The organism is Nostoc sp. DedQUE02, from assembly GCF_034531035.1.
In the GTDB taxonomy this organism is placed as follows: Bacteria; Cyanobacteriota; Cyanobacteriia; order Cyanobacteriales; family Nostocaceae; genus Nostoc.
Genome location: NZ_JAVRBY020000041.1, coordinates 44,604 through 69,158, shown reverse-complemented (window position 1 = coordinate 69,158; position 24,555 = coordinate 44,604). Strand labels below are relative to the sequence as shown.

Annotated in this window: 16 protein-coding genes, 2 tRNA genes and 1 pseudogene; 9 read left to right on the top strand and 10 right to left on the bottom strand. The window is 41.5% G+C overall.

Going from position 1 to position 24,555, the window contains the following annotated elements; translation table 11 throughout:
• A pseudogene (locus tag RMX98_RS25315) lies at nt 1-2,788 on the bottom strand (HEAT repeat domain-containing protein); the annotation flags it as partial.
• A 462-nt stretch (nt 2,789-3,250) separates the two neighbouring features.
• Between RMX98_RS25315 and RMX98_RS25310 the strand changes: the two are divergent.
• Together RMX98_RS25310 and RMX98_RS25305 are read left to right on the top strand one after the other, a co-directional pair.
• Nucleotides 3,251-5,161: a PQQ-dependent sugar dehydrogenase gene (locus tag RMX98_RS25310; RefSeq protein ID WP_322681386.1), complete on the top strand. Its 1,911-nt coding sequence runs from the start codon at nt 3,251-3,253 to the stop codon at nt 5,159-5,161.
• A gap of 162 nt (nt 5,162-5,323) precedes the next feature.
• Nucleotides 5,324-5,446 carry a hypothetical protein gene (locus tag RMX98_RS25305; protein WP_322681387.1) on the top strand — a complete coding sequence of 41 codons (123 nt, stop codon included), beginning with the start codon at nt 5,324-5,326 and terminating at the stop codon, nt 5,444-5,446.
• 249 nt (nt 5,447-5,695) lie between these two features.
• Here the strand turns inward: RMX98_RS25305 and RMX98_RS25300 are convergent, their stop codons facing one another.
• Both RMX98_RS25300 and RMX98_RS25295 read right to left on the bottom strand, forming a co-directional pair.
• Nucleotides 5,696-6,220, bottom strand: a complete 525-nt coding sequence (locus RMX98_RS25300) for a GNAT family N-acetyltransferase (RefSeq protein ID WP_322681388.1) — start codon at nt 6,218-6,220, stop codon at nt 5,696-5,698.
• A gap of 77 nt (nt 6,221-6,297) precedes the next feature.
• On the bottom strand, nt 6,298-6,885 hold the full coding sequence (locus RMX98_RS25295) for a Uma2 family endonuclease (protein WP_322681389.1): 588 nt from the start codon (nt 6,883-6,885) through the stop codon (nt 6,298-6,300).
• Between the two features lie 1,164 nt (nt 6,886-8,049).
• On the opposite strand from RMX98_RS25295, the gene nifB reads away from it, so the two are divergent.
• The 7 genes from nifB to nifD all read left to right on the top strand — a co-directional run bounded on the left by nifB (nt 8,050) and on the right by nifD (nt 15,651).
• The gene (nifB, locus tag RMX98_RS25290) at nt 8,050-9,501 is read left to right on the top strand and encodes a nitrogenase cofactor biosynthesis protein NifB (protein ID WP_322681492.1); all 1,452 of its coding nucleotides are present in this window, start codon (nt 8,050-8,052) and stop codon (nt 9,499-9,501) included.
• Between the two features lie 106 nt (nt 9,502-9,607).
• The gene (locus RMX98_RS25285; protein ID WP_322681390.1) at nt 9,608-9,961 is read left to right on the top strand and encodes a 4Fe-4S binding protein; all 354 of its coding nucleotides are present in this window, start codon (nt 9,608-9,610) and stop codon (nt 9,959-9,961) included.
• Nucleotides 9,962-9,974: 13 nt separating this feature from the next.
• On the top strand, nt 9,975-11,183 hold the full coding sequence (gene nifS, locus RMX98_RS25280; protein WP_322681391.1) for a cysteine desulfurase NifS: 1,209 nt from the start codon (nt 9,975-9,977) through the stop codon (nt 11,181-11,183).
• A 155-nt stretch (nt 11,184-11,338) separates the two neighbouring features.
• Nucleotides 11,339-12,238, top strand: a complete 900-nt coding sequence (gene nifU, locus RMX98_RS25275) for a Fe-S cluster assembly protein NifU (RefSeq protein WP_322681392.1) — start codon at nt 11,339-11,341, stop codon at nt 12,236-12,238.
• Between the two features lie 223 nt (nt 12,239-12,461).
• The gene (locus RMX98_RS25270; protein WP_322681393.1) at nt 12,462-12,818 is read left to right on the top strand and encodes a group 1 truncated hemoglobin; all 357 of its coding nucleotides are present in this window, start codon (nt 12,462-12,464) and stop codon (nt 12,816-12,818) included.
• A 348-nt stretch (nt 12,819-13,166) separates the two neighbouring features.
• Complete coding sequence (nifH, locus tag RMX98_RS25265; RefSeq protein ID WP_322639553.1) at nt 13,167-14,060, top strand: nitrogenase iron protein; 894 nt, start codon at nt 13,167-13,169, stop codon at nt 14,058-14,060.
• Nucleotides 14,061-14,208: 148 nt separating this feature from the next.
• Nucleotides 14,209-15,651, top strand: coding sequence for a nitrogenase molybdenum-iron protein alpha chain (nifD, locus tag RMX98_RS25260; protein ID WP_322681394.1), 1,443 nt, complete (start codon nt 14,209-14,211; stop codon nt 15,649-15,651).
• Between the two features lie 174 nt (nt 15,652-15,825).
• Here nifD and RMX98_RS25255 read toward each other — a convergent pair whose 3' ends face one another.
• The 7 genes from RMX98_RS25255 to RMX98_RS25225 all read right to left on the bottom strand — a co-directional run bounded on the left by RMX98_RS25255 (nt 15,826) and on the right by RMX98_RS25225 (nt 24,315).
• Nucleotides 15,826-20,352 (bottom strand): tetratricopeptide repeat protein, encoded by a 4,527-nt coding sequence (locus RMX98_RS25255; RefSeq protein ID WP_322681395.1) that lies wholly within the window; start codon nt 20,350-20,352, stop codon nt 15,826-15,828.
• Nucleotide 20,353: 1 nt separating this feature from the next.
• Entirely contained in the window at nt 20,354-20,680 is a 327-nt protein-coding gene (locus RMX98_RS25250) for a hypothetical protein (protein WP_322681396.1), read from the bottom strand.
• Between the two features lie 145 nt (nt 20,681-20,825).
• On the bottom strand, nt 20,826-22,349 hold the full coding sequence (locus tag RMX98_RS25245; RefSeq protein ID WP_322681493.1) for a slipin family protein: 1,524 nt from the start codon (nt 22,347-22,349) through the stop codon (nt 20,826-20,828).
• Nucleotides 22,350-23,116: 767 nt separating this feature from the next.
• Nucleotides 23,117-23,191, bottom strand: a tRNA-Met gene (locus RMX98_RS25240).
• Between the two features lies 1 nt (nt 23,192).
• Nucleotides 23,193-23,268, bottom strand: a tRNA-Met gene (locus RMX98_RS25235).
• A gap of 141 nt (nt 23,269-23,409) precedes the next feature.
• Nucleotides 23,410-23,838 carry a COP23 domain-containing protein gene (locus RMX98_RS25230; RefSeq protein ID WP_409880908.1) on the bottom strand — a complete coding sequence of 143 codons (429 nt, stop codon included), beginning with the start codon at nt 23,836-23,838 and terminating at the stop codon, nt 23,410-23,412.
• A gap of 219 nt (nt 23,839-24,057) precedes the next feature.
• Nucleotides 24,058-24,315: a hypothetical protein gene (locus RMX98_RS25225; RefSeq protein WP_322681397.1), complete on the bottom strand. Its 258-nt coding sequence runs from the start codon at nt 24,313-24,315 to the stop codon at nt 24,058-24,060.
• Nucleotides 24,316-24,555 lie beyond the last annotated feature (240 nt).

The window sequence follows — 24,555 nt, the reverse complement described above, 5'->3', positions numbered from 1 at the left end:
CGGCGCCAGCTTTTTTTTTTTTATGTTATGTTGTTAATTTTGAATTTCTCACTATAGTATTATCATCCTTGGTAGCGCGTTCTTTGAGGATGGATTTGGTGTCGGGGTCATCTTTGAAGTTCTTCGCTAATTCTCGGACTGCTGCAAGTCGCACATCTTCGTTAACATCCTTGGTAGCGCGTTCTTTGAGGATGGTTTTGGTGTCGGGGTCATCTTTGAAGTTCTTCGCTAATTCTACGACTACTAGACTTCGCACATCTTCATGAACATCCTTGGTAGCGCGTTCTTTGAGGAAGGTTTTGGTGTCGGGGTCATCTTTGAAGTTCTTCGCTAATTCTACGACTACTAGACTTCGCACTAGCCAGTTATCATCCTGGGTAGCGCGTTCTTTGAGGATGGATTTGGTGTTGGGGTCATCTTTGAAGTTCTTCGCTAATTCTACGACTACTACACCTCGCGCTACCCAGTTATCATCCTTCATGGCACATTCTTTGAGCCAGATTTTGGTGTCGGGAGATTCTTGCCAGGTCGTTGTAATTGCTGTGACTGCTTGCTTACAAATTTCCACAACTACCTCAGTTTCTTCTCGATCTTCGTAGGGGACGTAATAGTACCAGAGGTCATATCTAGTTAAGTCTTTTAGCCTGTCAAGTAATTTATTAGCCGTTAATGCAATCACGGAGCGATTTCTCACCTCTACAAGACACTTAGCCGCTAAAAAGAGATTAACAAACTTTTCTCCTTCCCCATCTTGCGCCATTAAATATTCAAGAATTTCGCCAACAAATTTAGGCTCAATCATTCCCGCAATTAGCAGCAAGACTTCATGCCAACTTTCATCCTGCCAGTGTTGGCCAAAAACTTCATTCTTCAGTTCCTCAATAGTCAGCGTTTGCGTTTCTTTAAACTGCCAGACAAACTCCCAAGCACAGAAATATTCTAAAAATGTCCGATGCACAAAAGCATAATAATCCGCACCCAGTAAACATAACATAAAGTTGCGAGTCCGCAGTTGATTAATCATCACGCGCGCCGCTTCTCTGGATTTATCAAATTCTATGGTTTTGAGATAATCAGTCAGAACTTTAACTAAATCATTCTCATTAATCAAATTACCTGCCAAACCTTTATCACCAGTTTGCATCAGATAAGCAACCTGACGCAGCATCGCCTGTTTATCTTTATAATCAATCGTTTTGGGGTCTAACCTCTTATCTTCAATCAAAACGCGCTCCACATCCCATTGATGTAGCAGTACCCGCGATGCTTGATTATAAAGCTCCGCTCTATCTCTTGGTAGCTCTTGATTTCGATTTAGAATTGCCATCATCGTCAACAGCAGAGGATTTCCCGCCAATTCTGCAATAGATTTGGAAGCTGCAATTCCTCTTTGTAGCCGTTCCCGTTTTATGACTTTATCTGCTGCATCGGTAAAAGTTAACTCATGCCAACGGTAGATAAAATCCTGAATTTGTTCTGAGTCTAAATCTTGTAAGATAAAGTGGCGAAACTCAGCATTAAGTAATCGTTGCGGTTTATAGCCAATAATCCGAGAAGTGACAATTACCTGCACATTAGGATAGTCATTAGTAAAGCGATGAATATCAGTAATTACATCCTCTCGCTTACCAGGGTCAAATACCTCATCCAAACCATCAAACATCACTAAGGCATTACCAGCTTTTAATTGTTTATCTACTTCAAGCTGATTGAGATGATGGATTGCACCACTACATTGATGAAAGAATTCGAGAAAATTATTGCACTCTTTATCTTCCCGTCGCCGCATATAAGTACGTAATTCAATTAGCAAGGGAATTGGTAAAGAGATAACATTATCCAGTGGAGACTCTGCCCAATTCAAAGCCAGAAATTGCAACAATGTAGACTTCCCGGAACCAGGATCGCCCAAAATCACAAGATTTTTATAATCTTGCTTTTTATTGACAACATCTAAAACACAACGTATCGGCTGTTCAAAATAAATCTGTTTGTGGCGTTCAAACTCTTCTAATTCAACAGCTTCTACTTGTTCACTTTCTCGCAGCCGTCTCAGATGTTCTTTAGGCAGTTCGTGAACTTGCGCTAAAACTTGATGAGTTTCCCGGACATTTTGAGCAGTAAAAATCCGCCATAATTTAAGTTCGTTATAGGCATAGCCGCTAGTATCTAAGCTATCTAACTTGAGATTGCCATAGCACTCACGGATTCCTTCTTGATATTTAACTAAATCAAATGTGGTAATTTTCTGAGCATTGCTTTCTAAGATGTCTTTGATTTTATCCAGATTTTGGGAATCGTGAATATCTCTGAGTTCAGGAATTCCTTGAATAATCTCTTTAACCTTTTGCAGATATTTCTTAGCAACCCGCTTCCAGTTAAAATCATCTGGTAACGGATTTGAAATATTAATTTTATCCCAAATTGCTTGTAATCTATTAGTGTCTATAGCTGGATTATTATCTTTAAAAGCATTTCCCAAAATTTCTTTGACTTCTTGATTTTTGAGAAATTGCTTTATCGGCTGCGTATACTTTTTGATTTCATCTTCAGAAAGTTCACCACCTTTTAAATCTTCCTGCACCAGTTGTAAAAATTCTTTTAAGGCTTTTCCAGCAGCGATTTCTATGTCTTCTTTCTTCAGCTTCTCTAAAATATTGCCAGGGATGCCTTTTAATAAATCTTTAGCCCAATCTTTAGCAGCATCTTTGGCTAAGTCTTCCAGAATGGGTTTAAAAATCAACCCGGCGGCCTGAGTTACACCCCAAATAGCTAACCAGTCCAGCATAATACTCGCTTCTGTTGAGAGTTTGATTACGAGTATATCCATTAGCTTGAGTTATGTTTACAGATTTCAGGGTTATTGCAGAAATATCACAGGAATCTGAAGAACCTCTCTTCTATTTCTCTCTCCTAAAAGGAGAGAGACTTAAATTTTCCCACTTCCCATGTCAGGAAAGGGTTTAGGGGGTTAGGTTTGGCGTTGGTTTTTCAAATCAATTGCTTAGTGCGAATTTTACTCGCTTCAATCAACTATTTCAGATAGAACCAAATACTGAGTGATATTGAGAACTATTTTGGTTTTTGAGAGCGATCGCTTAATATCATACTGTGCTTCTTATGGGGTGGTGTTTTGCCTGCTCCAGAAGGTGAGATAATTTATCTGTTGAAAATCGCTAACTCTCAACAAATCAAGTAGCTAAAAACTGTACGTAACATACATCACTACCACGTGAGGAGGAAGTTCAAAATGGGCGTGTTTTTCCTGAATCCAACAGAGATGCTCAGACGCATATTATCTGCATCGCTAGTCAGTTTGATCGGCTCTAGTGTGATATCCTTAGAAGTTTTTTCTACCGCAGCTTTTGCTCAACTATCAGATGCGTCTGTTGAAACCAAGCTGAAAGTGCCTAACAGCATGAACTATGCGCCCTTCAACATTAACCGTTACTTGAAAGTGCCACCCAACTTTTCCATTTCTGTTTATGCTCGCATTCAGAATGCTCGCTTTATGGCTGTTGCTCCCAATGGGGATCTTCTAGTGTCACAGCCTGGTAAGGGTAAAGTTTTAATTGTAAAGTCAAATGGCACTAAAGACCCAATTATTTCTGACTTCGTGACAGGTCTACGCAAGCCGCACGACATTGTGTTTCATAAGATTGGCGATATAACATACGTTTATATTTCTGAGACTCATCAAATTAACCGCTTCATCTACAACTCTGGAGACATAACGGCGCAGAATCGCGAAATCGTTGTAACTGGTTTACCAGACAGCAGCACATCAGAACTCAGAGGCGCTTATGGTCACGAACTAAAAAATATCGCACTTGATTCCAATCACAAACTGTATGTGTCCATCGCCTCTACGTGCAACGCCTGCAAAGAAGATACTGTTAGTGACCCAGTGCGCGGCGCGATTTACCAGTACAACGCTGATGGAAGCGGTAAACGGCTTTTTGCTCAAGGTTTACGTAATGCCGAAGGATTAGCATTCGTGCCTGGTACAAATGACCTTTGGGTAGTCGTTAATAATCGAGATAACATCGCCTATCCCTTCAACGATGGCAGTGGTAATTACGGTAAGATTATCTCGTCCTACGTTGATAACCACCCGCCAGAGGAGTTCACAAAAGTTAGAGATGGTGGTAACTACGGTTGGCCATTCTGCAATCCCAACCCTGACACGTCAAATGGTCTCAACAATATGCCGTTTGACCAAGACTATGAGTTTAATTCTGACGGAAGTGTTGATTGCAATGCAATGGACAGGATTAACAAAGGTATCCAAGCCCATTCCGCTCCTTTGGGGCTAACATTCTTACAAAATACCAACTTTCCCAGCTTGTACTCAACTGGGGCCGTGGCGGGGTTGCATGGTTCATGGAATCGGCAGAATAAAACGGGCTACAGAATAGCTTACTTTCCTTGGAACACTACGACCAATACTCCAGGGGATGAGATGGATTTAGTTAGCGGTTGGCTAGTTCCAGGAACACAAGAAATCTGGGGGCGACCCGTAGATATGGTAGTCGATCAAGAAGGTAATTTGTTAATTTCAGATGACTACAGTGGCACGATTTACAAGCTTTCTTACAACGTCTCCAACATTCCATCACAAGAGGTTAAGGTCTACACTGACCCGAATTTTGCCGGAGTTTCTCAGTCTTTTCCTGCAACTCCAGGAGTATACAAAGCTAACCAAGGTGACTTAAATATTGTTGGTAATGACGCGATCAGTTCATTGAGTGTACCATCGGGTATAGTGGTGCGTGTATGCCAACATGAAACTGGTGGTATATGCCGTGACTATACTGCTGGTAACTATAGCTCTATGGCGAGTGGCTTGAATAACTCAATATCGTTTATAGAAGTCAAACTCCCTGATGCGGCTTCACAACAGGTTAAGGTCTACAGTGACCCGAATTTTGCTGGAATTTCTCAATCTTTTCCTACAACTCCAGGAGTATACAAAGCCAACCAAGGTGACTTAAATATTGTTGGTAATGACGCGATCAGTTCATTGAGTGTACCATCGGGTACAGTGGTACGTGTATGCCAACATGAAACTGGTGGTAGATGTCGTGAGTATAGTGCTGGTGATTATAATTACGTTGGAAGCGACTTGGATAACATGATATCGTTTATAGAGGTCAAGTAGTACCAAATTTTATTTGCAAATTCTGGGATACTCCTCTGTCTGAGCTAAACCAACTACTCAGTTCACCAGGCATCTGTGCCGTTTTTTTAGTCCGTTGACTGTTAACGCTCATTCATCAGTATATGCAAGTCTGCCTTTTAAACTGGCGTTGCTGATTGCGGTATGAAAAATAATTTTGCGTTATTTCAAAATCCTTGTAGAGACGTTGCAATGCAACGTCTCTACATCCAAGCATTGCAAGGTCTCTACATCCAAATTCATACCTCGATTCAGCAACACCTTTAAACTAAACCATCATTCCAGAAATAGTGAAGCTTTAAATAACAGCATTTCGGCTAACTTGCATAGCTGATGCTGTTGGCGAAGTCAAAAGCTGTTATGGGATGCCTGGGATATTTGGGAGCATTAGCGGAGCTTAACGTAAGTATCGCAGTTTCCATTCATCCTACTTTCGCTCAGTTAAATCCCAATAATAGCCTGGTAAAAGAGCGATCGCAAATCATGTTTCATAACTAATTTTCCAGGAGATACTGTTTATTTATAAATCCTGTATTCAACCTCATCAAGAAGATTACCACTCTTGTTAATCTCTTGAAACTCCCGAAATACTTTACCCCCAAGACTTTCTGCAATTTTCCGACTAGGGATATTTCTTTTATCAACAGGATAGGAAAGATAATTGTATTCCAAATTTTTATCCACCCAGTCTTTTAGTGCATCAATTGCCTCTCTACCAAAACCATGACCATGAGCGGATTTCTTGAGCCAAATTCCTAACTCTGGTGTATGAGTATCAATAGCGCCAACCTCACAAATTCCTAAAAATTCTAAATTATCTTTCTTAAGAATTACTAACACTAAGTCAGTGTGATTTTCTCGTTGTAGAATCATATCTCTGATTATCTTTTCAGTTTCACTGAGACTCTGGACTGGTTTTGGATACATAAAGATGGTAATTTCACTTGTAAATTCTCGAAATACATCTTCTGTATGTGCCAACGAAATCGGTTTCAAAATCAGTCTTTTAGACTCTAAACTTACTTTTTCTAAATTCTCCATAAGCTACAATTTTTGTTTTTTTACTTCAAAAAGGTTTTTTAGCAAAAATTCCATTTACAAAGAATTTTTGAGAAAACTCACTCTCTTGATTCTTCAGCCGTAAATACAACACCTTCATACAGCAATTCAATCGGACACTCAAATTCAATGCTCGATAGAGTGATGATATCTCCAGCCGTGTAGGGATAGTAAAGCCACATCCTGCCCTCACCCCGACAGTAACGCTCAACGGAGATTTTTTCCGAGTCAATCAAGATATACTCTTGCAAACTGGGGATTGTTAGGTAATAAGTGAATTTTTCACCCCGATCTTTAGCGCTTGTACCTGGCGAAAGAACTTCGGCAATCAGCTTCGGATGTTGAATAAAGTTGCGGGCATTCAGGTCTTCAGGGTCGCAACTGACAATAACATCAGGATAATAGTAGCGGTTCTGGGGAGTGAGTTGCATTTTCACATCTGACACATTCACTCGACAACCTCTGGAACGCAAATGAGGGTACAAAGGTCTGTAGAGATTGAGTGCAATGTCGTTATGGGGAATTGTACCGCCTGTCATCGCAAATACTTCGCCATTGGCATATTCGTAGCGAATGTCTTGCTGAGGTTCCCATTCGAGATATTCCTCAACGGTCATTTTTGGCGGCTGTTGGGAAATGGCTATCATAATTTAAGATTTTTTCACGTTTGGTTTGATTGTAGCTAAATAGTATCAGCAACAAAGAGCGGTATCTGAAAATCCTCTCTCTTAAAAAGAGAAAGACTTTAAACTTTTGTTCTTTCCGACGCAGGAAGGGGGTGAGGTTTTTTGTTAAGGTTTGTAGTGAGCAATTCAGAAAATTCATTGCGATCGCTCAATCATGTTAGATTATAGTTTGTTGTTTCTCTCAAACACAAAATCTGAGAGTTTCCTACCCATCTCCTCATTGTGGGAATGAAAAAAAAGAACTGAAAAGTTAAATTTTTTGAAAATTATGTGCAGCAATACATCTATTCTCACTAGCTTATATGGCTTACCAGGCAAGGCTTAAAGTCATAATTGAACATCATTGTTAACACTGAGCAAAGTCGAAGGGTCAAAGAAAAATTAAAAGAATATGAAGTGCATTTTTACCCTCAAAAAAATGATATGTTAGATACAGAATTAAATTTCGCACGTTTATGGAGTAGAACAAGATAGATTACTTCAGTTTTTCCCCCTCAAACCCTTGGCATTTCTTGCTTGTAACGCAAATTGAGGGCAAAGTGAGTACACATTTAAATAACCAAAATCCAGTTGCAAGTAGATTAAATTCTTTGCTGGGATTGGGTTGTGGCTGAGTACAAAGAAATCCTGAACCCCTATCTATAAACACTAGAACCCCAACCAAAAAATACTAGCACCCCTACCTGAAAAAAACTTTTTTAATTCTTGGAATGCTTGAAGAATTAGGGTTTTTAGTATTTGAGTACAAACGTAATAAATCCAATAAATTCTATCCTAGAGAGACGCAATGTTTGGCTAGGAGATGGCTGCTATAAATCTTATATCGCCAATCACCTAACGCTCTGAAACAAAACAAAGCGAAAAGTGAGTGGAGGGATGACATAGCACCAAGCCTAAAGTGAAAAGAAGTCGCGGCTGTAAGCACAAATTCTACCCAAGAACCGAACGTTGACACACACCAGCCGAACATCAGATATCTATCGCCTGCCTTACTTGAAAACAAGTTACCCGAACCCAAGGGTTTGCAGGCAGTGTGGAAGACGCGACTTCAATTCCTGGGCATAGAGAGTGGCAACAGCATCTCCCACAGTGGCAGCCAAGTCCACCGACCTTTTGCGAAACTCAATGACATCACCGTCTACACGACTCCTCAACTCCAACGCTACGGAATCGCCAACCCAAGCAAAATCCGGTGGTTGCGGCTGCGACAGCACCACCAGCACCACCGTGGAAAGGGACGAAAAGCTCCAAGAACGCATTGCTAAACATCCCTGCTACAGCGAAGACGCTCATCACCACTACGCCCGGATGCACGTTGCAGTTGCACCAGCTTGCAACATTCAATGCAACTATTGCAACCGCAAATATGATTGCGCTAACGAAAGCCGTCCTGGAGTAGTTAGCGAATTGCTAACACCAGAACAAGCAGCACACAAAGCTTTGGTCATTGGTGGCAAGATTCCCCAAATGACAGTTGTGGGAATTGCCGGCCCTGGCGACCCATTGGCGAACCCAGAAAAGACTTTCCGCACATTTGAGTTGATTGCAGAGCAAGCACCAGACATCAAGCTGTGTTTATCAACCAATGGTTTAATGCTGCCTGACTACATCGATCGCATTAAACAATTAAATATAGATCACGTTACGATCACCATTAACGCGGTAGATCCAGAGATCGGTGCTAAGATTTATCCTTGGGTTCACTACAGACGCAAGCGTTACAAAGGTCTTGAAGGTGCAAAAATCCTCCACGAAAGACAGATGGAAGGATTGCAAGCCCTAAAAGATGCTGATATCTTGTGCAAAGTCAACTCAGTGATGATTCCCGGAATTAATGACCAGCACTTAGTCGAAGTGAATCGAGTCATTCGTGAGAAAGGTGCATTCTTGCACAACATCATGCCATTGATTTCTGCACCAGAGCATGGCACACACTTCGGTTTAACTGGTCAACGTGGCCCCACACCCAAAGAACTCAAAGAAGTTCAAGACAATTGCTCCGGTAACATGAAAATGATGCGTCACTGTCGCCAGTGCCGTGCCGATGCAGTAGGATTGTTGGGAGAAGACCGCAGCCAAGAATTTTCCAAAGAGAAATTCTTGGAAATGACTCCAGAATATGACATGGAGCAACGCGCTACTGTTCACGAAGGAATTGAGAAGTTTAAAGAAGAACTTAAAGTAGCCAAAGACAAGGCGCTAGCTGGTAAGAAAATTGCCAACAGTCCGAAAGTTTTAGTTGCAGTAGCAACCAAAGGCGGCGGATTGGTTAACCAACACTTCGGTCATGCGAAAGAATTCCAAATTTACGAAGTGGGTGGAAACGAAGTTCGCTTTGTCAGCCATCGCAAAATTGACCAATACTGCCAAGGTGGATACGGCGAAGAAGCTTCTTTTGAGCATATTATGAAAGCGATCGCAGATTGCAAAGCAGTTTTAGTTTCCAAGATTGGTAACTGTCCTCAAGAAAAATTGCAAGAAGCTGGAATCAAGACTGTTGAAGCTTACGACGTAATTGAAAAGGTTGCTTTAGAGTTTTACGAGCAATACGTTAAGGAATTAGAGAATAGGGAATAGGGAATAGGGAGTAGGGAGTAGGGAATTTCAATATTCACCACTCCCCACTCACCACCACTTACCACTCCCCACTCCCCACTCCCCACGCCTAAAAGGAGAATAAATCATGGCTTACAAAATTCTTACTAGCCAGTGTATTTCCTGCAATCTCTGTCTAACGGCATGTCCCACAAATGCAGTAAAAGTAGTTGATGGACAGCACTGGATTGACCCTGAACTTTGTACAAACTGCGTTGGTAGCATTCATACCGTGCCTCAGTGTAAAGCTGGTTGTCCCACCTGCGACGGTTGCGTTAAGCAGCCTAGTGATTACTGGGAAGGCTGGTTTGCTAATTACAACCGCATAGTCGCTAAATTAACAAATAAACAAGATTACTGGGAACGTTGGTTTAACTGTTATTCCCAGAAATACTCGGAACAGTTGCAAAAGCACCAACCCCAAATAATTCGTAATTCGTAATTAGAAGACAACAATGCAAAATAACTGCATCTATCTCGATAATAATGCCACCACTAAGGTAGACCCAGAAGTAATAGAGGTAATGCTACCTTACCTGACGGATTATTACGGCAATCCCTCCAGTATGCATACCTTTGGTGGGCAAGTCGGTAAAGCAGTGAGAACAGCAAGAGAACAACTTGCAGCCATCCTGGGAGCCGATGAGTCTGAAATTGTCTACACAAGTTGTGGTACTGAGGGAGATAACGCCGCGATTCGAGCTGCACTATTGGCGCAACCAGAAAAGCGACATATCGTCACTACCCAAGTTGAACATCCAGCAGTACTCAATGTCTGCAAACAATTAGAAACTCAAGGTTATAGTGTTACCTATCTATCAGTAAATCATCAAGGGCAGCTAGATTTAGATGAACTAGAAGCTTCCTTGACAGGTAACACCGCCCTGGTGACAATTATGTATGCTAATAACGAAACCGGCACGATTTTCCCGATTGAACAAATTGGGTTGCGCGTCAAAGAATATGGTGCTATCTTCCATGTAGATGCGGTGCAAGCAGTGGGAAAAATTCCCTTAAATATGAAGACTAGCACGGTAGATATGTTAACCCTGTCTGGTCACAAGCTGCACGGGCCAAAAGGAATTGGTGCTTTATATATCCGGCGTGGAGTTCGCTTCCGTCCCTTCATGATTGGGGGACACCAAGAACGCGGACGTAGGGCGGGAACAGAGAATGTTCCAGGAATTATTGCCTTGGGCAAAGCTGCGGAACTAGAACTGTTACACTTAGAAGAAGCGATCACAAGAGAAAGAAAGCTGCGCGATCGCCTCGAACAAACTTTACTCGCTAAAATTCCCGATTGTGTAGTTAACGGTGACGTTACGCAGAGATTGCCAAACACCACAAATATTGGCTTCAAGTACATCGAAGGTGAAGCAATTTTACTGTTATTGAACAAATTCGGTATCTGTGCATCATCCGGTTCTGCTTGCACCTCCGGTTCTCTGGAACCCTCTCACGTCCTGCGGGCAATGGGCTTACCCTATACAACTTTGCACGGTTCTATCCGCTTCAGTCTTTGTCGCTACACAACCGAAGCCGAAATCGATCGAGTAATAGAGGTAATGCCCAGTATTGTAGAACGTTTACGCGCCCTCTCACCCTTCAAAAATGATGATGCAGGTTGGTTGCAAGGACAAGAACAAGCACTAGCGCATCGTTAGGGACTGGGAAAAAATGGGAAAAGGTTAAAGGGTAAAGGGTAAAGGAATGATTTTTCCCCTTTCCCCATTACCCCTTCCCCAATCCCTCCACTCATAACTCAGCACGGGCTAAACGCCCCGCTTCCGCTAACAGCACTCAGCACTCGGAACTTAATATGTGGGACTACACCGATAAAGTATTAGAACTGTTTTACGATCCCAAAAATCAGGGAGAAATTGAAGAAACGAGCGAACCTGGAATTAAGGTTGCAACGGGTGAAATCGGCAGCATTGCTTGCGGTGATGCTCTGAGATTGCACCTGAAAGTGGAAGTGGAATCTGATAAGATTCTAGATGCTCGCTTTCAAACCTTTGGCTGTACTAGTGCGATCGCATCTTCTAGTGCATTAACCGAAATGGTCAAAGGTTTAACCTTAGATGAAGCTCTGAAAGTGTCCAACAAAGACATTGCAGATTACCTGGGTGGTTTACCAGAAGCAAAGATGCATTGCTCTGTCATGGGACAAGAAGCCCTAGAAGCCGCTATCTATAATTATCGTGGCATTCCTCTAGCTACCCACGATGATGACGATGAAGGCGCATTAGTTTGCAGTTGCTTTGGCATCAGCGAGTCTAAGATTCGTCGCGTGATTCTAGAAAATCATCTTACGGATGCCGAACAAGTAACAAATTATGTAAAAGCTGGTGGCGGATGCGGTTCCTGTCTGGCGAACATTGATGATATTATTAGATCAGTTCAACAGGAATACGCCTCACCTGCTCTCAACAATTACGGCGTACAAGTTGCCACAGAAATTGTTACGTCCAAAGAGCGATCGCTAACAAACGTGCAAAAGATTGCTCTAATTCAAAAAGTTCTCGATGAAGAAGTCAGACCCGTACTCATCGCTGACGGGGGAGATGTAGAACTCTATGATGTAGAAGGCGATCGCGTTAAAGTTGTACTGCAAGGTGCTTGCGGTTCCTGTTCTAGTAGTACAGCAACTCTGAAAATTGCGATCGAAGCCAGATTACAAGATCGTGTCAGCAAGAGCCTTGTAGTCGAAGCAGTTTAGGAATTGCTGTAGGACTTAACGTAATCTACAAATACGCTCTAATATGCATTCAGCCAGGAACAGAAAGTAGGATTTGAACCATATAATTGTCTCCACATCAATGCTTCAATCCTACCGACAACCAATAGCTAAATTAGCTATCACGGCTAACAGCATATAGGCTTCATACATTAAGCGCCTACTTGCAAATTTCATCATCCAACTCGCTTCAAAGGAACAGGATATGAGCACATTGTACGACAACATGGGTGGACAACCAGCTATTGAACAAGTAGTAGATGAACTCCACAAACGCATTGCCACAGACAGCCTCCTCGCTCCCATTTTTGCTGGTACAGACATGGCGAAGCAACGCAATCATCTAGTTGCTTTCTTAGCTCAAATATTTGAGGGGCCAAAGCAATACGGCGGTCGTCCAATGGACAAAACCCACGCAGGATTGAACCTACAGCAACAACACTTCGATGCGATCGCCAAGCATCTCAGTGAAGCAATGGCTGTGCGTGGAGTGTCAGCAGAAGACACCAAAGCTGCACTAGATCGCGTCACAAATATGAAGGGCGCTATTTTGAACAAGTAATAGGACTATGCATTGATTGTTGACAAATAACAACATCAAGTCCTATCGAATCTTGTAAGCTGAAACACATTATGACGTATTTGTAAACCGCGTAATTTTCTTTGTTCTTTGTCAAAACAAATGACAAAGGACAAAGGACAAAAAATCAAAAGAAAAAAATTTTAACGAGGAAGATCGATGAACTTAGTGTCAATAATTTTGGCTGTGGAGCGATCGCCCCCAGCAGGCATTTATGCCAACGCTACCAACGATGCTCTACACGCGCTCACTACTGTCGCTCAACTGGCGTGAACGCAACTGACAAAAGCAAAGACCCACTAACCAACCAATTGCAGGGAAATACGAGTCATGACAGAAGAAAATATAAGACAGATAGCTTTCTACGGTAAGGGCGGTATCGGTAAATCTACCACTTCCCAAAACACCTTGGCAGCTATGGCAGAAATGGGTCAACGCATCCTCATCGTCGGTTGCGACCCTAAAGCTGACTCCACCCGTTTGATGCTGCACAGCAAAGCTCAAACAACCGTTCTTCACCTCGCCGCAGAACGTGGTGCAGTAGAAGATATCGAAATCGAAGAAGTAATGTTAACCGGTTTCCGTAACGTTCGTTGCGTAGAATCTGGTGGTCCAGAACCCGGTGTAGGTTGCGCTGGTCGTGGTATTATCACCGCCATCAACTTCTTAGAAGAAAATGGTGCTTACCAAGACCTAGACTTCGTATCTTACGACGTATTAGGTGACGTTGTATGTGGTGGTTTCGCAATGCCAATCCGCGAAGGTAAGGCACAAGAAATCTACATTGTTACATCTGGTGAAATGATGGCGATGTATGCTGCTAACAACATTGCTCGTGGTGTTCTTAAGTATGCTCACACCGGTGGCGTGCGTTTGGGTGGTTTGATTTGTAACAGCCGTAACACAGACCGAGAAATCGAATTGATCGAAACCTTGGCAAAACGGTTGAACACCCAAATGATTCACTACGTACCTCGCGACAACATTGTTCAACACGCAGAATTGCGCCGGATGACCGTTAACGAGTACGCTCCAGAAAGCAACCAAGCTAACGAATATCGGATTTTGGCTCAAAAAATTATCGACAACAAGAATCTGGCTATTCCTACACCCATCGAAATGGAAGAACTAGAAGAATTGTTGATTGAATTCGGTATTCTCGAAAGCGACGAAAATGCTGCCAAGTTGGTTGGTAAGACTGCTGCTGAAGCTCCTGTAGTCTAAGTCGCTGCTAATAAATAACGCTTTAGCACAAGGAAAAAGGAAGAGTTTTATATCTTACCTTTTCCTCTCTCTAGCATCTCCCCCCTAACCTTAGAGGGGACTCCTAGTCCCCCTATGCCCCGATCCTTACGAGTCACAGAGGCTAAATATGACACCTCCAGAAAATCAAAACATCATCGAAGAAAGAAAAGAACTAATTAAAGAAGTTCTCAGTGCTTACCCAGAAAAAGCTGCTAAAAAGCGCGAAAAGCACTTAGGCGTATACGAAGAAGGTAAGTCCGATTGCGGCGTTAAGTCTAACATCAAATCCCTGCCTGGAGTAATGACCGCTCGTGGTTGTGCTTACGCCGGTTCTAAAGGTGTGGTTTGGGGTCCTATTAAGGACATGATCCACATCAGCCACGGGCCTGTAGGTTGCGGTTACTGGTCTTGGTCTGGTCGTCGTAACTACTACATTGGAACCACAGGTGTTGATACCTTTGGTACCATGCACTTCACCTCTGACTTCCAAGAAAGAGATATCGTGTTCGGCGGTGACAAGAAACTTGTCAAGCTGATCGAAGAACTAGATGTACTTTTCCCCCTCAACCGTGGTGTTTCCATTCAATCTGAATGCCCCATCGGTCTAATTGGAGATGACATCGAAGCTGTTGCTCGCAAGACATCAAAAACAATTGGTAAGCCAGTTGTACCCGTGCGTTGCGAAGGCTTCCGGGGTGTTTCCCAATCTTTGGGACACCACATTGCGAACGACATGGTTCGTGACTGGGTATTCACCAGAGCAGACCAAGCGAAAAAAGACGGTACACTTCAGTTTGAAGGTACTCCTTATGATGTAGCCATCATTGGTGACTACAACATCGGTGGTGATGCTTGGGCTAGCCGCATCCTGTTAGAAGAAATCGGCTTGCGCGTAGTCGCTCAGTGGTCAGGTGATGGCACCATCAACGAAATGTTGATGACCCCCAATGTGAAGATGAACCTCATCCACTGTTACCGGTCGATGAACTACATCAGCCGTCACATGGAAGAAGCTTATGGTATACCCTGGTTGGAATACAACTTCTTCGGCCCCACCAAGATTGCTGAATCTTTACGGGAAATCGCTTCCAAGTTTGACGAAACAATCCAAGCAAACGCTGAGAAGGTTATCGCCAAATATCAGCCAACAATGGATGCGGTAGTTGCTAAGTACCGCCCCCGCTTGGAAGGTAAGACCGTTGCTATCATGGTTGGTGGTCTACGTCCTCGCCACGTTGTCCCAGCTTTCCAAGACTTGGGCATGAAGATGATTGGTACTGGTTATGAGTTCGCTCATAATGACGACTACAAACGTACCACTCACTACATCGAAAACGGCACCATCGTTTATGACGACGTTACCGCTTACGAATTCGAGGAATTTATCAAAGCGCTGAAGCCTGACCTAGTAGCTTCTGGTGTGAAAGAGAAGTACGTCTTCCAAAAGATGGGTCTACCTTTCCGTCAAATGCACTCCTGGGATTACTCCGAACCTAGCGATCGCTCCTCAACATCATATAACGCAAGGTTTTTTCGCGGCGGGAGAAAAAAGAACCTATTTATAGCCTAAATCCGAGTTGCAGGGTTATGTACTAACAATCTATTTTGATGCTTTAGACAGTATAACTCTTATGAAGTCTGGTTTTAAGGTTTTGCTTGCATTTTGCTTTAAGAAAAACTGTAAAGTAAAAGACTATTTTAAATGACGATTTTTTTAGATTAAATGGGGCGATCGCATAAAATTCTATAATTGCTCACCACCAATATCTTGATCTTCAATCTGCCCGGAAAATACGGAAATCATCTCTTGAAGCTGATCTATAGTTTCTTGTGCTTGTAGCTCTTGGGCAATATCTAATGCTCGCTGTAGCTGCTTTAATCCTTCATCGGATTTAGTTTGGGCTAGTAATAGTTGTCCCAGCAATCCTAAAGTAGCAGGTTGGCTGTTTTTATGATTGATACTGCACTGAAATTCATACGCTTTTCGAGCAAGTTCAATTGCCTCTTCTATATTTCCTTGTTGAGCAGCAAAATTAGCTTGTTCATATAAGCAAACTGCCTCATTATTCTTTACTGTGAAAATTATTTCCTGTAATTCGTTAATTCCATCAAGTTGATTTTCTTGAGCCAAAGAAACCGCTCTTTCCAAATCTCGTACTCCACCTTGATAATCGCCCTGATGTGCCTTGATTTGACCAAGCATTGAGAAAACTTCTGAACACCAGTGAACATCCTTTAATATTTCTGAAAGTTCTAAACATTGGTGAGCTAAATTCAGCATTTCTTCAAATTTTTGGCTTTCGCATTTTTCCTGAGCCGAATCAAAAAGGTGTCTGAGTTTTTCGTACTGTACTGCAAGGGCAATATTTTCTATCTTTTCCCTCTCAGGAAGATTATGTTGTTTGGCAATTTCAATCGCTTGTGATGCTCTTTTAACACCCTCCGCAAAATCTCCTTCATGTATCAAAAGGTTTCCCATTGATAACAAAATGCGTGTCCTCATTTCTTCATCGTCAAGTTGTTCAATCATAAGTAGGGCTTCCTCAAGTAAATCAAGCGCCACTCTTGCATTACCCTTTTCTGCTTCGGTTGCTGCTGCTTGATACAACTGTACAGGCTTTTTTAGTTGAGTATTCTTAATTAGCCCTTTAACTTCTTCGACATCTTTAGTCCAATTTAGTTTTTGGTAAATATTGAGAGATTTTGTTAAATACTCAATTGCTACGTCTACTTCACCAAGAAAGGAAAGAACTTCTCCTAAAAGCTTGAGAATAGTAGCTTGAAGAACAACATCAACAACTGAACTGCATTTTTCTAAAGCTTGTCTTAAAGAATTTGCTCCTCTATTATAATTTTTCTGTTTTATTTGAAGCCGTCCCATTTCTCTAAGAGCGAGCGCATGATGTTTTGGATTGTTAAATTGATTGACTACTGCTAAAGCTGTATTTAATTTCTCTTCGGCCTCATCTAAATTATCTTGATCAATTAGTATTGATGCAATTCGTGGCAAAACATGGGCTTGAGTGTCTTTATTGCCAATCCTCAACGACAACTGGTAAGCATCTTCGAGAAACTTTAAAGCTTCACTGACATTATCTTGACGCTCATAGAGAATACCTATCTCCTGAAGTGTCATTGCTTCACGCGGTTGATCGCCATTATTTCTGTGCAGTTCGAGAGCTTGATTGTAAAGCTCTAAAGCAATCTCTCGATCTCCACAATCTGAGCGGAAAGTGGCTAGATTATGTAAAAGTAGTGCTTTGAGCCAAGAGTTATCAATTTGGGGTAGTAAGTCATTTAAGTACTCTAAAATCTCTCTTGCCTCTTCCATTTCACCTTGTTGAAGCCTGAGCATTGCAGTATTGCTGAAGAGGAAAATTTTATCTTCAAGTTTTTGGGACTGCATTCCATGTGAAACTAAATTTGGTAATAGATTATCCCAAGCATCAGTTTGGCCAAGATCAACTTGAAGAGTGGCAATATTATTTCGTAAAGCATAGAGAAAATTTTTATCACCTGTTTTTTGAGCAAGCTCTAGTGATTTCACATATAATTTAAGTGCTTCTTCGGGTTCGCCTAATTCTCTCTTGATATTTGCCATTAGACCAATAGACTTAGCTTTACCTAGCTTATTATTATCTTTTTCATCAATCTTAATAACCTGCTGACATATATTTAGTGCCTGCTGATAGTTACCCTGCTTAACGTATAAATCCCCTAAATCATGAAGTATTGCAGCTTTTTCAGTTTCATATTCATCAGAACAAAATTTTAACGCTTCCTGATAGTTATACAAAGCCTCTTCCACTTCACCAATATGTTCTTGCGCTTTTGCTAAGTAGTAGAGGAGCCTAAAAGAGATAATATAAATTCCTAAGTGACCAAAAGCTCCATCACGAACAAATTTACATAGTGTCACTACTTCTCTATACCTTCCTTGGCGGTTGAGCCGCATGACTAAAAACCAATTTGCTCTACCTAATAAGTCAGGATTCAAAGCTTGAGTTGCAAGTCGATATAACTCAAACAACCTATCAGTCGGCATGGATTTCTCAAAAGGATCATTAAGCAGAGAGCTTTCTGATAGTTTTTCCTCTGTTTCTATACTCTTTTCAAAACCTTTCAAAAACCATAATTTATCTAAATGTTCCGCCGCAGTTCTGTATAACTCTATAGAATCTTTAGGAAAATCAAGAAGCGGCTCTATAATTCGTGGAACATAGTACAAAGTTTCTTCTTGAGAATGTATACACTCAAGTAAACCTAATGCAACTGCTCTAGAAATATAACTATTTACATCGAAAGTTTTTGGACAAAGAACTTCTATCGCAGACTGAGGCACTGGTAATTGATAAACCAAGCTAAACCCAAGCATTCGTTGCAATTTAATTGGTTGTCGATTTAGTAATTCCTCTGCCAGAATACTTTCACGAAACTCTTGGGTAGTTTTGTCTACCTGTTCTAGTATTTGGTTTTTACCAACTTGTTGCACTTGTAAAACTTTGTTTAACCACTCCAACAAACGAGGATTACCTGCCGAAGTTGCCAAAGCTTTGAGTTGTAACTCTCGATCGATTTCAGAACCAGGTGCAAAAGATACTAAACGGTTACATTTTTTCTGTAAATCAGTACCTGATAAGGCAGCTAACTGCTCTCGATGGAATCGCTGATTTAGCTCTGGAAGTAAAAAATCATACCTGGATGTAATAATAATCCGGTGTGGAAGACGCGATTGAGTTATTGCCTTCAATAAAGATATCAAGACTGTTACAGCTTCAGGCTTTAAGACTGCGCTACCGTCTGTTCTCAATTCTAGGTTAGCTTCAAAGTCATCAAGAACAAAGATTAGTCTCTGTGCTTGCTCATTCAGTCCTTCTCGTAAGAATTTGGTTAACTTTTGCGTGAGTGGCAGATTGCTTTGTAAAATTTCCTGTCCCGTTGCTGAAAGACATTGTTCAGCAAGCTGCCTTAGCAGCTTATCCTCATCTAATTGTCGATAGATAAAAATTTCGTCATAGCCTTGTAAACGTTCTAAAAGCCTTGCTGCAACAGTGCTTTTACCAACTCCACCTAAACCATATAAAATTACACCTAACTTATCTGCTGTTCGTAATACTCTCAAGCTACGTTGCAGTGTTCTGCGTCTTCCTACAAACTCCTGTGGTGTGGCAACCCGAACAATTCCCTGTGAATCTAGAAACTGCTTATAAATCGGTTCTTCTGGCAACCATACCTGATCGCCTAATGGTTCAACCAATGCTTTTGGACACTGACCTCGGATATAAAGCCTAAGTAGATGCCAATCCTCTACCTTGGCCTTTCGTAGGTATTGATAAGTACTGGCAAGTGCCTCCGAAAGTTCATAGCCGGCAGCTAGTTTGCTGTAGAGATATGCTGCGGCTTGTGTTGCTACTACATCTGCGATCGGTCGTCCCCATCCTAAAACGGCTCGACAACCTTGCTCAATTAATGATTCAGCTAAAGAAGATACTGCACCATCACTCGCCGCTTCACCTGTTCGGCAGCCTGATAAAAACACTAGTTGTGGTATGCGAAATCTTAAAGCTGAAGCAATCTCTGATGCGTAAGCAGCATGAAGTTCCCCAGTTTCAGTTTCTGTAATAAAAAACGGTTGCTCATTCTTAATAGATGCATGTCCTGTTAGATGAAAAACGTCGAATGGTTCACGATAACGTCCCCAGAGTTTGCTTAGTTCTGCAATACAACCACTTTCTTCCACTCGTAAATCGAGAGGAATATCTCTTGTTGCTGTCAAAATTTGAGCCTCTTCCCGCTCAAAATCGAGTGGTGGTTCTACATTTTCTAGCGATGTTGCCATGAATAAAATCCGTAAAGGACGTTGCTGGGTATCCTCTGAATCTTGAACAGAACGATCAACCCAACGTATTGGTACAACAACTGGATTAACACGTTCTATTAAAAATTGCTCTCCATTATGCAACGTCTCCCAAGGCAGATGTCCTAATCGTTCACGCACATCTAGCGCCAGAATTAACGCTTCGTCTGTACAATTATTAATTGCTCGACTTAGCCACCTGCCAGTTCCATCCAACCAACAAAATAATTGATACCCAATCCCTTTTAAATCAGGCATCAGCATGTAGTAGCTACCTTTTGCCTTCTGAATTAAGTTTTCAATTGATGATACATCAAGCTGTTGTGTTTCGTATCTTGCTGGATGTCCTACTGCATAACGCAATTCTACAAAGTGCTTTTCAAGCGGTACTAATTTGATGTAAAGCGTCTGCACATTAACTCTCCAACTCTTCTAAAACTGCACAGATGTCTTCAATGGTGGCATTTTCTAAGACCACTCGCACATCGTCAGCTACAAGTACTACATCAAACTTTTTATTAGATCGTTTGTGTTCCTGATACCATTTACGTATTTGTTCTGCAACTGCAACTGTACCTCCTACAATTCCGACCACAGTACCTATGACTGCCAATGTACCTTCTTTGGCAGGCACAGAATTTGCTGCTAGCTCCCAACTACCCTCTAGACCAGTGGTTTCAAACAGTTTTTCGGCGGCAATATCAGTTTTTTCACCTTCAAGGGAAAGCTTTACATTTACCATATATTAATCAGAGTAACTATAATACAAGTATACTATCCCAGTTTCCGTAAGAGCCACTACGAAACTCTGATGCTCTAAGCAAAAACTTACTACTACTTGGTGTTAAGAAGAGATCTGAGTTATTAAAGGCTAATTTGTCAAGTTACTACGGATTCATGCGAATCAAGTCAGTTAAAATACTATCCAAGCTGCCGTTAACTTGAATCCGATCAATCTTCTCTGCAATCCGCTCTAAAACTTCGAGTTCCTTCAAACGCAACGCAACCGGGTTATCCTCCATCACTTTGGCAGTGTTTAACATACTACGAGTAGCAGCAGTTTCTTCTCTACGTCTGACTACGTTTGCTTGAGCAGCTTTTTCTGCCTCGACTACCTTGCTCAAGATAGTCTTAATTTCACCAGGTAAAATAATATCTTTGACACCTACAGAATCTACTTCAATTCCATAGTCTGCGGCTTTCTGGCGAATATATTCAGAGATGCTTCTATCCATTGCACCTTTATCTTCTAATAAAGCATCTAAGTTGCGTTCGCCGACCGCACCACGCAAAGCAAACTGTAATTCTTTGTACAGATAACCAGAAATATCTGATAACCCGTTTTTTGCTCTCAATGGGTCGAGTATGCGGAAGCCAGCCGTCAAGTTCAACCGCAGAGGTACTTTATCTTTAGAGAGGATGTCTTGACCGGATACTTCCATATTTTGGAGTCGGAGGTCAATTGTCTCGGTTTGAAAGGAACGGCCAAATAACCACCAAGCGTGTACTCCTGGCGATCGCAGTCCTTGAAACTCTTGATTAATGTATACTAATCCAACGTGCTGGGCCGGAACTTGGCAAATATGCAAACAGTTACGACTGAGCAATTTTACTTCTGTTGAACCTTCAACCAACTCAGCCACTAAGGTAGGCTGTAACTGAGCATCAGCGCTAATGTCGAGAATTTCCACTGCAACACCCTGCCAAAATAACTTGCGGCTGGTGGGTGGCAAAATAGAAATCACTTTCCCTCGATATCGCACAATTGCAACTTGCGAAGCCAGTAATTGCACGGTTTCACAGTAGGCAGCTATAAAGCCGGGATGTTTTTCAATGAGTACATCTTCCAGGGGAAAGTCTGGGTTAGGGATAATTCGGCTAAGAGTTCTGACAGTAACATCTCTATCTACCGACCAAAAAGCATACTCTCCTGGTTCTAAAGGTCGCACAAAATTGTTTTGCAGATATAGTAAACCAATCTCATACTCCGAGATTTGGAACTTCTTCACTCCATTCAACGCAACTGAGCGCAATTGCTGTACAAAGGAACTAGGCAATTCTAAGCTTTCTTCCAAGTTGAATATATAAGACTCTACTTCAATAAAACCACGCCAAAAAGCAATCAATTTATTTGGTGCAACGCTTACCCAATTTTGACCGTAGCGGACTAATGCAACTTGATTGAATGCGGTTCTGATAATCAATAAGTGTTCTTGTAGTTCGGCTTGGTGATTTCGCAACAACAGTTCTAGGTTTTCAATTTGAGCTAGTGGCTGATTGAGGTCATAAATTTTTACTTGCCAATGCCGACCTAAATATGTGTGTGTACCAGGTTGCAAAATTTTCTTAAAGTCACTGCGGTGATATAAGATGCCGATTTCGTTAGGTTTGATATAAAAGGTTTGCCACATAGTAATTTGCATAGATAATTTGAGCGATGCTTTAGGTGAGCTGCGCTAAGGGACTTCCAAGTAAAAAATATTCCATAGCAGAGGGACAAGGGGGACAAGGAAGAAAGAAGTTTAGTTGATTAGACAAATTGGATAATTTATTTTTTGGAGTTCCCTAACACAACCAGCTAAGAAGATTTAATCAAAACATTTATAACCTTGCTTGAAATTAAATACCACCCGGAATTTAAATCGCAGCCTCACAGGTAACAGCAGTTTAGTCTTCAAAGAATGGCACACTTGTCTAGGTTAAGAAATAAAAAGGTAGTTTTTCCTTATCCCTTTTCCCAATCTTCGGCCATTCATCTAAAGGATTTATTTTAGCTGTTTGTATTATTATACTACAAATTTTTTAACTCTGCTAATGCAAGTGTTTACAGTTAAGATGCGGGCAAAAGTTTCTCCATAACTGGATTAAGATTGCTGTTACTTTCCCTAGCAATCTGGAGAAAAATAACTGCGCTCAAATATGCCGTTCAACTTGCCAATCTAGAATTCTGAAGGAAAACTAGATGTAGAAAACGAAGGGACATACTCAAGTTAAGGACAAATGCAGTTGCACTAGCTCTTTAACTGTAGCTACCAAACATTACCCTTGCGAGTAATGAGCGACAGCAAAACACTTGCACCGCAGAGTTTGGAAAATGACGGACTCGAACCGTTTTAGGATTTCTCCCGTACCATATTGGCTACCTTGGAAGGGTATTGTCTTTTGACCCGGACAGGGTTGGTTGAAAGTATAGGAATCGAACCTACAACACATCGATTATGAGTCGATTGCTCTACCAGTGAGCTAACTTCCTTTGGTGTTTGATACAGGACTCGAACCTGTGACACATCGATTATGAGTCGATCGCTCTGCCAACTGAGCTAATCAAACGATGGTATAGTTTCAAGCACTCGGCGGTATACGCTGAATATCAGAGATTGGCGCACCAGTTAGGCTTATGGAACCTAAACTATAGCTTTGTAACTTTACTACTATCCCACTTCAAATGTAACACAGGAAAAAAGCTGTAATTTATTCTTTGGGAATCCCTAGATGTTCCCTCAAATCAACGTAAGGTGTTCTATTACTTTTACTTAAGGGTTGCCGCCAAGCCAAGAGATTATTTAGCGCTTGTACCCCATCTTCATTAGGTTTGAGAGTCAATATCAACTTTTCGCAGCGTCCATTGACTTGATTTGCGGTGCAAATCACATTTTGTCCGTTCATTTTGCCGACAGTAATAAACCTCAAGTCTCTGTCGCGGCGGTAAGTTTCCAAACGTTGACTTACGTCTTGACAGCGCGTTAGTTTATTGTAGCCAGCATCTCTGAAGTAATTGGAAGTCCAGCGAATCCAAGGCTCAGAAATTCCTCTAAAATTTGTGTACACTGTCACGGGTTTGTTTCCTGATGTGTCACAATAAAACCCTTGCCTACTTTCGGCTTGACTTGGCTGATTGATGGTTGCAGTTGCACCGATGGCGATGTCTACGACGGGCTTCGCCTACGCACCTGCAACCAAAACGTTGGTCAATGATGCCAATTTCATGAGTATCTCTCAAATCTTGAATAAAAAGTTTTGATTTGCCTTGCATTTGACACTCTCCCTACTAAATGAAGCAGGGAGATGATGAGAATATTTCCCTTCTTATATCCCAACTAATTGGGATATAAGACGTTTTTACCTGTATATATAATGAGCCGCAACCCACTTGCGACCATGATTTGTTTTTTCCCAATGTGCAGGAACCAACACTTTCTTTTTTACTGGTGGTGCATAACGCTTAATTTGTGGTGGTTTTTTTGCTATTATTTGAGCGGGTCTATTAATAGCGTGGGGATTAACATTAACCTGTAATGCTGATGCTTGTGAAGGAATAGAAGTAACAGCAAATGGTAAAAGAAGTGCTACACCAGCAAGAATCTGTTTGATATTCATCACTCAATCTCCTTTAGTAAACTGGATGATTAAAGTTCAAAAAACTTTAATTTGGTTGATGTCTTATGTTTATAAGGATATGAGTTAAAACAGCTACGAACTAGTGATAAAAGTAACTATTGAATTATGACTTAAGTAATCTTTAATGTCAGGGTTTTAAGGTTTGAATCACAAATGCTGTTTATCCTACGATGAAGGGGAGATAAAATGGCTATGATACCGAATCAAATAAGCCTTATA